The organism is Collinsella aerofaciens (assembly GCF_039752955.1).
In the GTDB taxonomy this organism is placed as follows: Bacteria; Actinomycetota; Coriobacteriia; order Coriobacteriales; family Coriobacteriaceae; genus Collinsella; species Collinsella aerofaciens_BI.
In genome coordinates this window covers 1-11315 of sequence record NZ_JBDMHB010000052.1, presented here as the reverse complement: position 1 = coordinate 11315, position 11315 = coordinate 1, and the positions used below count along the sequence as shown (strand labels likewise).

7 protein-coding genes, 2 rRNA genes and 1 pseudogene are annotated in these 11315 nt (G+C 58.2%); 4 read left to right on the top strand and 6 right to left on the bottom strand.

Annotated features, from left to right (window positions below; translation table 11 throughout):
- Positions 1-598: pseudogene (locus ABHR75_RS09015) on the bottom strand (excinuclease ABC subunit UvrA); the annotation flags it as partial.
- 193 nt (positions 599-791) lie between these two features.
- On the opposite strand from ABHR75_RS09015, the gene ABHR75_RS09010 reads away from it, so the two are divergent.
- The 4 genes from ABHR75_RS09010 (at position 792) to ABHR75_RS08995 (ending at position 6914) form a co-directional block, all read left to right on the top strand.
- Positions 792-2945 carry an LTA synthase family protein gene (locus tag ABHR75_RS09010; protein WP_055310501.1) on the top strand — a complete coding sequence of 718 codons (2154 nt, stop codon included), beginning with the start codon at positions 792-794 and terminating at the stop codon, positions 2943-2945.
- A gap of 145 nt (positions 2946-3090) precedes the next feature.
- Positions 3091-3921 carry an Mrp/NBP35 family ATP-binding protein gene (locus ABHR75_RS09005; protein WP_195622269.1) on the top strand — a complete coding sequence of 277 codons (831 nt, stop codon included), beginning with the start codon at positions 3091-3093 and terminating at the stop codon, positions 3919-3921.
- Positions 3922-5193, top strand: a complete 1272-nt coding sequence (locus ABHR75_RS09000; RefSeq protein WP_346964152.1) for an NAD(P)/FAD-dependent oxidoreductase — start codon at positions 3922-3924, stop codon at positions 5191-5193.
- Between the two features lie 80 nt (positions 5194-5273).
- The gene (locus tag ABHR75_RS08995; RefSeq protein WP_346964151.1) at positions 5274-6914 is read left to right on the top strand and encodes an NAD(P)/FAD-dependent oxidoreductase; all 1641 of its coding nucleotides are present in this window, start codon (positions 5274-5276) and stop codon (positions 6912-6914) included.
- Positions 6915-6979: 65 nt separating this feature from the next.
- Here the strand turns inward: ABHR75_RS08995 and uvrB are convergent, their stop codons facing one another.
- The 5 genes from uvrB to ABHR75_RS08970 form a co-directional block, all read right to left on the bottom strand.
- A complete protein-coding gene (uvrB, locus tag ABHR75_RS08990) occupies positions 6980-9220 on the bottom strand; it encodes an excinuclease ABC subunit UvrB (protein WP_055286969.1) in 2241 nt (746 codons plus the stop codon).
- 51 nt (positions 9221-9271) lie between these two features.
- A complete protein-coding gene (locus tag ABHR75_RS08985) occupies positions 9272-9853 on the bottom strand; it encodes a lytic transglycosylase domain-containing protein (protein ID WP_346964150.1) in 582 nt (193 codons plus the stop codon).
- A complete protein-coding gene (coaE, locus tag ABHR75_RS08980) occupies positions 9846-10487 on the bottom strand; it encodes a dephospho-CoA kinase (protein WP_271748702.1) in 642 nt (213 codons plus the stop codon). Before coaE ends, ABHR75_RS08985 begins: the two co-directional genes overlap by 8 nt.
- 192 nt (positions 10488-10679) lie before the next feature.
- A 5S ribosomal RNA gene (rrf, locus tag ABHR75_RS08975) occupies positions 10680-10795 on the bottom strand.
- 144 nt (positions 10796-10939) lie between these two features.
- Positions 10940-11315, bottom strand: a 23S ribosomal RNA gene (locus ABHR75_RS08970); the annotation flags it as partial.

The following is an 11315-nucleotide window of genomic DNA, read 5'->3' as shown; positions in this document are numbered from 1 at the left end:
GTTTGAACTTCTTGTCCAGATCGATCGGATCATCGAGCGAGCGCACTTCGCCGTCGACACGCACGCGGCTAAAGCCCTCGGCGCGAAGGTCCTCAAACAGTTTGGTGTACTCGCCTTTTCGCCCGCGCACCACCGGTGCCAGCACAAACGCGCGGCGACCCTCCCCCGCCGCCAAGACTTTGTCGGCAACCTGGTCGGTCGTCTGGCGCTCAATGACGCGGCCGCATTCGGGACAGTGCGGGGTGCCCACACGGGCGAACAGCAGGCGCAGATAGTCATAAATCTCGGTTACGGTGCCAACCGTCGAGCGAGGGTTTTTAGACGTCGTCTTTTGGTCGATCGACACCGCCGGCGAAAGGCCGTCGATTGAATCCAAGTCGGGTTTGTCCATCTGGCCCAAGAACTGGCGCGCATAGCTCGAAAGACTCTCGACGTATCGACGCTGGCCCTCGGCATAGATAGTGTCAAATGCCAGCGAACTCTTGCCCGAGCCAGAAAGACCGGTAATGACCACGAGTTGGTCACGCGGAATGGAAACATCGATATCACGGAGGTTGTGCTCACGAGCGCCGCGAATAACGATAGAAGAATCAGACATGGAAGCTCCTTGCCTCCTATTGCATCGAATCATACTGTCGATGAGTTTAGCGCACTCGACGCGCACAGATGTTCGTAATACAAGATTCGCAGACCTTTAGCTTTGCGTATCGGGTGCTTTGTTTCTCGAAATGCCGTGGAAAGGTTACAGTAATCTACTACTGAACTTAATTTGCTGTAACAGAGGAACGTCCATGACCGAAGATATCCCCCTTGAAATCACTTCGAGCGACATGGCCAATCTGCCCATATTCATCGCCGTCCTTATCGTGGCCACCGTCGTCGTGCGCGTGTATTTTTCAATCAAACACAATGAAAAGCCGCCCATTGCCCGCGTCTTTTGGTGCGCGACGCTCCTCATCCCGCTCGGCATGGTAGCTGCATGGATTACGAATCAATTGCTCGTAAATGAGGACAATTCCCTATGGGTCCTTTCTTATTCGGCGCTCGGTGCTACCGCCGTCATACTTCTTGTCGAGCCCTTGGTTTCGGGACTTATCGACCAAACCGATCTTGCGACGGGAACGGTTGCCTGTATTTGCCGTGACATCCTTGTCATCGCCGCTGTTTCAGCGCTCTCGTTCGTTTCACTCGAAATTGCCTGTAACGAAACGTTCTATCGCATTCCCGCCAACTCATTCGGGTTTTCCGTCGGGCTGCTCGCGACGGTTCTGCTCTCCCTTTATTTGCTGGGACAGCGTCATGGAGGCGTCATGGCCCTCGTGCCCGTCGCCTGTTGCATCCTTGGCATTGCCGAGCACTTCGTCATAACGTTTAAAGGCGAGGCCATCCTGCCAAGCGATATCTTGGCCCTTGGCACCGCAATGGAAGTGAGCGAGGGATACGAGTTTACCTTTACCGCCGGAATCGTAACCTCTCTAGCCCTGCTGGAGATTTCCCTGGGGCTTCTTTCGCTTATCCGACCGAGAAAGCTCCGTACGCCCACCCATGTCTTCCCCGCAATCGCCGCTAACCTCTGCGCTTTTCTGCTAGTGACCGTTGTGGGGCTCTCGGGCTTTTCCAGCATCGACTTGGAGCAGGCGCTGAATTTTGGATTTGACCGTTGGCAGCCCATCACCACGTATGCGTCTCAGGGTTTTATCACTTCGTTCACCGAAATGGTCAACGAGTTGCCCATTGAGAAGCCCGAAGACTATACGCCCGATGAGGCGCAGAGCATCGAGCAGGAGCTCGCCGCCACCTACGACAGCACGTATGGCTCGAGCGAGCAGCGCGCGGCGGCCGTTGCCCAGTTCAATGAAATCAAGCCGACGATTGTTGCCGTCATGAATGAGAGTTTTAGCGACCTTTCGTGCTTTGAGCAGCTCCAGGCGGCCGGGTACACCGGCCCCGCATTCTACAACTCGCTTCCCGACACACTTGTTCGCGGCACCATGCTCGCTTCGGTCGCCGGTGGCGGAACGGCGAACTCCGAATTCGAATTTTTGACCGGAGCGACAACGGCCTTTGTTGGATTGGGCAAAATCCCCTATCAGCTGTATCAGATGAATGGCGTCAACAGCCTGGCAAAGGACCTTAAAGAGCTTGGGTATACCGCTACGGCTATGCACCCGCAAAACCCCGTCAACTACCATCGAGATAAAATCTATCAGCAGCTGGGCTTTGGAGACTTTCTTTCAATCGGCGATTTCGAAGGTGCGTCCTATTACCATGCCGGCGTATGCGACTACGTCACCTACGACAAGATACTCGACCTGCTTAGAACCGACGAAGCCCCGCAGTTCATCTTTGACGTCACGATGCAAAATCACGGCGGCTACGACTATGGCACCGTTCCCGCCGAGGAGCTGACAAACTATTGGGTTGAGGGAGCCAGCGAGGGTGCCAATAGCGCGCTCAACACCTATCTTACCTGCATCAACGCATCCGACCGGGACCTCGAGTACTTTATCAACGAGCTCCGCAATATCGGCAGACCGGTTGTCCTTGTCTTTTTTGGCGACCATCAGCCGAGCGCCGCAACGACTCTCAACGACGAGCTGTACCCCCAGGAAGATACGGCAAGCCACGCTTTCCGTATCTATCAGTCGACATATTTTGTCTGGGCTAACTATGAAATCGCCGGCAATACCGAGCTCAACGTCTACGACACCGTCGGGGCAAACGAGATTGCAGCCATTACCCTTAATAAGATCGGCGCCCCGCTCACCGACTATCAAAAGGCTCTGCTTGCAACAAGGTCAGATGTGCCCACCATCAATGTCGCCGGCTACCTTGGTGCCGACGGGCTGCGCTACGACTTGGAATCTGAAGACAGCCCATACGCCTCGACGATCGACAAGCTGCAGCGCATGCAATACCTCGAGTTCGCCAGCAAAGTTCAGTAAGCCCGCCCATTCGCTTGGACCCATCGTATTGCAAGCACGCTCGGCCCAAATGCATCGCAAATGACTCCCGCTCGCAAACGAGGGTACAATGACGCTCGTGTCACATCACGGGGCTCCGGCCCCAACATATACAAAGGAGTCATACATGGGTTGCGAGCACGCACAGGCCGCCGGCGGACAAACGTCGCCGTCGCAATTTGAGGAGAACACGCTGTCCGAGGTCAAACGCGTCATCGCCGTGCTTTCCGGCAAGGGCGGTGTCGGCAAGTCGTTTGTCACCGGTGCCATCGCCACCGAGCTTGCCCGTCACGGCCACAAGGTCGGCGTCCTCGATGCCGACATCACCGGTCCCTCTATCCCCAAGATGTTCGGTATGAGCGGACGCCACGTCCATGCCCTTGGCAACCTTATGCTGCCCGAAATCTCCGAGCACGGCGTCAAGGTCATGAGCTCCAACCTTCTGCTCCAAAACGAGACCGACCCCGTCCTTTGGCGCGGTCCGGTCATCGCGGGCGCCATTAGGCAGTTCTGGAGCGAGACCTCGTGGGGCCCCATCGACTACCTGCTGGTCGACATGCCTCCGGGAACAGGCGATGTCGCGCTCACCGTCTTCCAGTCGCTGCCCGTCGACGGCATCGTCATCGTCACGAGCCCGCAGGATCTGGTCTCGATGATCGTCGCCAAGGCGGTCAACATGGCCGAGAAGATGAACGTCCCCATTCTGGGCATTGTCGAGAACATGAGCTATATCGAGTGCCCCGACTGCGGCAAGAAGATCGAGGTCTTTGGCAAAAGCAAGCTCCCCGAGGTCGCAGATCGCTATAACCTCGACATCTTGGGCCAGCTTCCCATTAATCCGGCACTCGCCGAGGCCTGCGATAAGGGCGAGGTCGAGACCGCGCTGCCCGATGGCATGTTGCCCAAGGCAGTCTCTGCCGTCGAGGCCATTACCCCGCACGAGACCGACGAGGCCTAAGTGAACACGAGCGCCTTCTATGACGTCCTGGTAATCGGCGGCGGGGCTTCAGGCCTCGCCGCCGCCATTACGGCCGCACGCGCTGGCAAAAGCGTCTGCATCGTTGAGCGCGATGTCGCCTGCGGCCTTAAGCTCCTTGCGACCGGCAACGGCCGCTGCAACCTCTCCAACGAATCGATTGATCCTCAGCGGTATAACCACCCCGCATTCGTCGAATCCGTCATGGGCCCCCAGCCCGAACAAGAGCTTATGGGTTTCTTCTCCTCGCTGGGCATCATGACAACCTCCGAGGAAGGCCGGCTGTACCCGCGCTCCCTTCGCGCCGAATCGGTGCGCGACGCACTTCTCAATGTTTGCAACCGCCTGGGTATCACCTTAATCTGCGGAGCCAACGTTGCCTCGGCACACAAAGCTTCCGAAGGCTGGGCACTCCAAATAGACCGTCCAGCGCGGGCGCTCAAGGCAAAAAAGCACGACGACCGAAAATCGGAGCTCCGCTCGCTTCGGAAAGCGCTCGCCGATGTCCCTCGCAAGAACGAGGCCCTGCAGGCACATGCCGTAATTATCGCCACGGGCGGCAACCCCACCGGTATCGCCGATACGTTTCGCCTCCCCCTCACTTCGCTGCGCCCCATCCTCTGCCCCGTATCGGCAACGGTCGTCGGCGATCGGGCGGCACTCAAGACGTTGGATGGCCTGCGCGTCCGCGCCCACTTGACGCTCGCCCGCAATCATAATGAGCTCTGGCACGAAGACGGTGAAGTCCTGTTTCGAGGCTTCGGTATCTCGGGCGTCGCTGTCTTCAACCTCTCCCGTCGTATCCAGCACGGCGATACGATCCTGCTCGACGTTTTCCCCGACCTCTCCAAAGACGAGATGCTCGATATGCTCAACCGGCGCGTTGAGCTGCTCGGTGGCTTTTCGCCCCGCGATCCTCGTTGGCTCGACGGCATGCTCGCCCCGCAACTCTCCCGCGTCGTCTGCACGGCGTTCGAGCAGTGCCATCCAGGCTCCAACGATGTCATCCACCTGGTCTCGATCCTCAAGCACTTTAAGTTGCTCGTCGAGGGAACAGCCGAGGAGCGCTCGGCGCAGATCACGCGTGGTGGCATATCTGTCGAGAGCATCTCAACACCCAGTCTACGCGCGCGCAGCGTTGTCGACGCCCCGCTTTACGTCTGCGGCGAAGCGCTCGACATCGACGCCGATTGCGGAGGCTTTAACCTTGCGTGGGCATGGCTCTCGGGCATTCGCGCTGCAAGCAGCCTGTAACCGCGCAGTCTATAATCAAAAACGCATTCGGGCCGTCTGGGATACCGGACGGCCTCTTTCTTGCCTCTAAGGAGACCTCGATGATCGAAATCACCCAAGTCAACGCGTCGCTCGATGAAGCCAGCGATGAAAATGCCTGCCTCATTGTCGGCAAGCGAGTCGCCAAGCGCGTCCTACGTTGCAAGGACTCCGAGATCAAGTCCATCGTGCTCCATCGCAAGTCAATCGATGCTCGCAAAAAACGAGACGTCCATTTTATCCTGAGCTTTCGTGTTGAGCTGACCAGTCCCCACCTCGAGCGAGAAGCGGTCGACAGCGTTTCCGAGCGTGACCGCTCGCGCGTACGCGCGATAGAAGACGATGGGTCTTCATTCCCCACCCCCGTCTCCGACGCACCTCAAGAACGCCCTGTCGTTGTCGGCGCCGGATGCGCTGGCCTTTTCGCTGCGCTAACGCTCGCCGAAGCAGGTCTTAAGCCCTTGCTCATCGAGCGCGGCGACCCGGCATTTCGCCGCTCGCATGCGATCGACCTCTTTCTAAAGGAGCGCATCCTCGACCCCGAGAGCAATATCCAGTTTGGCCTGGGCGGCGCGGGGACCTTCTCGGACGGCAAGCTCAATACGGGAACAAAAAATCCCGCCCATCGCCTTATCCTCGAAACCTTCGTCGAGGCGGGCGCGCCCCGCGATATTCTGTGGGATGCCAAGCCGCACATTGGCTCCGACATCCTTCCCACGGTTGTCACCGCTATATCCCAGCGCATCGAGCAGCTCGGAGGTGTCGTCCGTTATCGAACAAAGCTCGTCGACATTCACATCGACGCGTCTGGCGCCATTACCGGTATTGATGTCCAATCGTCCCAAGACGCCGCTTGCGAGCCAATCGAGACAAAGCACCTCATCCTCGCCTGCGGGCATTCTGCTCGCGATATTTTTGAGCTCCTTAAGGACCACAACGTGGCCCTCGCACAAAAGACCTTTGCCATGGGCGTTCGCATCGAGCATCCGCAACGCGACATCGACCGAGCCCAATATGGAGCCTCGGCGGGACATCCTGCCCTCGGAGCAGCCCCCTACAAGCTCGTCGCCCATCTTCCCAACGGCCGCAGCGTGTTCTCGTTTTGCATGTGCCCCGGCGGGCAGGTTGTCGCCGCCTCTTCCGAGCAGGGCCACCTATGCGTCAACGGCGCCAGTCTCAATGCCCGAGACGGACGCAACGCAAACGCCGCCCTGCTCGTTAACGTCACGCCTGAGGACCTTCCCAACGATGACCCGCTCGCCGGCATCGATCTCCAGCGCGCCTGCGAGGCGGCCGCCTATCGCCTAGGCGGTTCCAACTGGAACGCACCGGCACAGCTCGTCGGAGATTTCCTCGCAGGACGCGCCAGCAAGGCGCCCGGAAAGGTAAAGCCCACCTATCCGCTCGGTGTGACCTGGACGGCAATTGACGAAGCCCTGCCGCAGCATATCGTCGAGTCGCTCCGCCTGGGACTTCCCCTACTCGGAAAAAAGCTACGAGGCTACGACCGCCCCGATGCCGTTCTTACCGGCGTGGAGACTCGTTCAAGCTCACCGGTTACCGTCACCCGAGACCGAACGTGCCATGCCGTGTCGACCCCGGGCCTCTACCCTTGCGGTGAGGGAGCTGGATATGCCGGCGGCATCATGAGCGCGGCCACCGACGGCATTCGTTGTGCCGAAGCCCTGATCGCAGACCTCTAGCGCACGAATTCCAGCACGCAAAAGACACAGGCCCCGAGCTCCACAGGGAACTCGGGGCCTGTTCGCTATTTCTTAAACCGTGCACCCTGGCGTTTTCTGCCCGATGCGAACGTGGAACCCTTGCGAGCCTGCGAACGTAAGCGCTCGATCGTCTCGTCCTCAGACGCACCCTCGAGCATCGCCCGAATCTGAACGACGGCATCGCGCAGGCGCGCCGCCTCCTCAAAGTCCATGGCGGCAGAAGCGTTGCGCATATCCTCTTCCATGGTTTCGACGATTCGCACAAGCTCGTCATGCGGCAGTTCTTCCAACTGCTCCGCAAGTGTCTGCTCGGGTGCCACCGTTTCCGGCACGCCTCCCTCGCCCGACTCATCGGGCGTATAGAATGCGCCATGGCCAAGGGAGTCGCCCTTCGAGCGCCCCTTGGAACCCACGGTTTTTTCGGCTTCGGCAATAAAACTTGAGATGTCGTTGATGGCTTTGCGCACCGTCTTGGGCACAATGCCATGCTCTTCGTTATATGCCATCTGAATCTCGCGGCGGCGCCGCGTCTCCTCGATGGCCTCTTTCATCGAATCGGTCACAACGTCCGCATACATGATGACTTCGCCATCGGCGTTACGGGCCGCGCGGCCAATCGTCTGAATCAGCGAACGGCGGTTGCGCAAGAAGCCTTCCTTATCGGCATCGAGAATTGCCACCAGTGAGACCTCGGGAAGATCCAAGCCCTCGCGAAGCAGGTTGATGCCAACGAGAACATCGATCTTGCCCTCGCGCAGCGTTCGCAGGATCTCGACACGGTCCATTGTCGCCGTATCAGAATGCATGTAATTGACCTTAATGCCCGCATCAAGCAGATGGTCGGTCAGGTCCTCGGCCATGCGCTTGGTCAACGTGGTCACCAGCACGCGCTCCTTGCGGGCAACGCGCTCGCGAATCTCGTCCTCAAGATCGTCAATCTGACCGCGAACCGGACGCACATCGATCTTGGGATCGAGCAGACCGGTCGGACGAATAATCTGCTCAACGTCGTTCTGGCTAACCCGCAGCTCGTAATCGCCCGGCGTGGCCGAAACATAGATAAACTGGGGTATCCTTGCCTCAAACTCATCGAAACGAAGCGGGCGGTTATCGAGCGCCGAGGGCAGGCGAAAACCGTGTTCCACCAGCGTCACCTTACGCGAGCGATCACCTTCGTGCATGCCGCGAATCTGCGGCACCGTCACATGGCTCTCATCGATGATACAGAGCATATCCTTGGGAAAGTAATCGATTAGGGTAAACGGCGGCTCACCCGGCTTGCGACCGTCCAGATGACGCGAGTAGTTCTCGATGCCGTTGCAAAAGCCCATCGTCTCGAGCATCTCAAGATCATAATCGGTGCGCTGCTGCAGACGCTGCGCCTCGAGCAACTTGTCGGTCGCCTTGAGCTCCGCCACGCGCTTCTCGCACTCTTCGCTGATCGATTTCAGAGCCGCCTTGACCTTCGGCTTCTCGGTCACGTAGTGTGATGCCGGCCATACGGGAATGGCCTCGTACTCACGAAGCATCTCGCCGGTGACCTCATCGATCTCGGCAATCAGCTCGACCTCGTCGCCAAAGAACTCAAACCGCAACGGATGCTCGGCATAAGGCGGATACACGTCGACAACATCGCCGCGCACGCGGAACGTGCCGCGTGCCAGGTCATAGTCATTGCGATCATATTGAATATCGATAAGTGCATGGATAAAGTCATCGCGCTCGAGCGGAACCTTCTTGTCGACGTTTGGAGCTAGGCCGGCATAGTCCTCTGGAGAGCCGATGCCATAGATACACGAGACTGATGCGACGACGATCACATCGCGTCGAGAGAGCAGTGACGCGGTCGCCTGATGGCGCAGCATCTCGACCTCTTCGTTAATCGAGGAGTCTTTCTCGATATATGTATCGCTTTGCGGCACATACGCCTCGGGCTGATAGTAGTCGTAGTACGAGACGAAGTAGACCACAGCGTTATTGGGAAAGAACTCTTTGAGCTCGCTCGCAAGCTGAGCGGCGAGCGTTTTATTCGGAGCCATGACCAGCGTCGGCTTTCCCAGGGCCTCAATAGTCTTTGCCATCGTGAAGGTCTTGCCCGAACCAGTCACGCCCAGCAAAACCTGATAGCGGTCTCCGTCCCTCACGCCCTGCACAAGCGACTCAATGGCCTTAGGCTGGGAACCGGCAGGCTCATAGGGAGACACGACCTTAAACGGCACGTCAGAGCCTTCAACGCCAAAGCGCTTAAGTTCACCACCAACGCGTTCCACTTCAAATTCCGCCATGGATACTCCTAACTCATATATCTGCAGTATACGCAGGCGGCAGGCATAGTCCTATACGAACCGATCGGGATAGAGGGTCTTGTAGCGAACCCAGGCATTATTGACACGAATCAGATACGCCTGCGTCTCGGGAAAGGTGATTGCATTATGAAGCGACGTACTCTGCTGCGCCCATCCGTCGACATTGCCCATGCCGGCGTTATAGGCGGCAATGGCACTGTCAGTCGACCCGTTAAAATACGCTAGAAGATACGAGAGATACGCACAGCCAAACTCGATATTCGTAGCCGGATCGTTAAGGTTGTCGGCCGAATACTCGCCACCGTCGACAAGGCCCTTGGCGATCATATCCTGGGCAGTCTCGGGCATCAGCTGCATCAATCCCTGAGCACCCTGATTCGACTCGGCCTCGGGATCCCAATTCGATTCAGACTTAATGACAGCGCACACCAGATACGGATCCAGATTATGCGAAATACTGGATTGCTTTACATACGCCTCGTAGTCAATCGGATACAGCGGCTTAAAGAAAGCGGCAGGAGCATACGAGTAAACGAATGAGATAAGGCCGGAGGCAAAAACGGCAGCCAGCGGTATAAGGCGATACCACGTAAGGAAACGTGTCTTAGGCATCGGCCTCCTCCTTATCCACTACATCCCCGAACCCATGGCGCGAAAGCCATGCGTCCAGTTGTTCAAAGAGCGAGTTATCGTCTGCCGCATTGTCAATCACAGTTGTAGCGAGATTGCACAGCACAGACTCTTCGGGCTGGCAAGCAGAACGGGCATCGAAATCAGATGGCTCCATGCCACGTTGAATAGCGCGCTCGCGACGAACTGACAAAGGGGCGCTGATGACCAAAATTTCATCAGCCAAGCCAAATGCATCCTCAAAACCAGTCGGAGCAGAAACCTCGACCACCGCAAAGGGGTAACGGGGAGATGAAACCGTACAACAAACCGGATCGAGAATCCTCAGCGAAAGCTGTTCAATCAGAACGGGATGCACGATGCCATTGAGTCGTGCGACCGAATCAGGAGAAGCGAAAGCTCGAGAAGCGAGGATGCTGCGGCGAATGCCGCCTTCCTCATCCAAAATATCCCAACCGAATTCATCCGCGAGAGTATTGACGATATCAGAGCCCGGCACATACAGAGATTTTGCAAGCTCATCCAGATCGATAAGCATAGCGCCACGAGATTCGAAATAGCGGCAGGCAGTCGACTTACCCGAAGCAATATTGCCCAAGACAAATACGGTAAACATCAAGCCCTCCCTAACGCCAATGCGAGTAATTATCGCTCAAATACACTAGAAGAACTCAAAATACAGCCAAACAGTAAGAGCGAATACGGGGGAGCTAGGCCCCAAAGTACAACGTGTATATAACGCCAAAAAGGGGGAGGCCGCGAGGCCTCCCCCTTCTCAGTTCAAGCGTACGGCTCGGTGCCGTCCACCGGTCAGCGGCGCCCTGGCCTCCCACGGGCTGACCCCGCAGTACTCTCGGCGCGATGGGGCTTAGCTTCCGGGTTCGGAACGGGACCGGGCGTGCCCCCCATGCTCTGGCCGCTGACCGGTGGGCGGCGCCCACCGTTTCGGTGTCCGGTGTCTCACTCACGTGCCCTGGGGGCCGCATGGCGCATAGGGGAGATGACTCGGGGGCATCCTCGTGCCCGGACCGCGCGCATGAGCGCAGGTCCCGCGGGCCGCGAGGTGCGGTTCCGGAAGAGCTCGGGCGATTAGTGCGGCTCGGCTGAGGCTGTCGCCAGCCTTGCACCTGCCGTCTATCGACCAGGTAGTCTACCTGGGCCCTTACCGGAAGGAGAACTAATCCCTGGAACGGCTTCCCGCTTAGATGCCTTCAGCGGTTATCCGCGCCGCACGCGGCTACCCGGCCGTGCCGTTGGTCGACAACCGGTTCACCGGAGGTGCGTCCACCCCGGTCCTCTCGTACTGGGGGCAGCCTCCATCGATTCTCCTGCGCCCACGGAGGATAGGGACCGAACTGTCTCACGACGTTCTGAACCCAGCTCGCGTACCGCTTTAAACGGCGAACAGCCGTACCCTTGGGACCTGCTCCAGCCCCAGGATGCG

Bases quoted from the DNA above. Each gene is read 5' to 3' on its own strand.
- ABHR75_RS09010 (WP_055310501.1), top strand. From the start codon at position 792: ATGACCGAAGATATCCCCCTTGAAATCACTTCGAGCGACATGGCCAAT.
- ABHR75_RS09005 (WP_195622269.1), top strand. From the start codon at position 3,091: ATGGGTTGCGAGCACGCACAGGCCGCCGGCGGACAAACGTCGCCGTCG.
- ABHR75_RS08995 (WP_346964151.1), top strand. From the start codon at position 5,274: ATGATCGAAATCACCCAAGTCAACGCGTCGCTCGATGAAGCCAGCGAT.
- uvrB (WP_055286969.1), bottom strand. From the start codon at position 9,220: ATGGCGGAATTTGAAGTGGAACGCGTTGGTGGTGAACTTAAGCGCTTT.
- ABHR75_RS08985 (WP_346964150.1), bottom strand. From the start codon at position 9,853: ATGCCTAAGACACGTTTCCTTACGTGGTATCGCCTTATACCGCTGGCT.
- coaE (WP_271748702.1), bottom strand. From the start codon at position 10,487: ATGTTTACCGTATTTGTCTTGGGCAATATTGCTTCGGGTAAGTCGACT.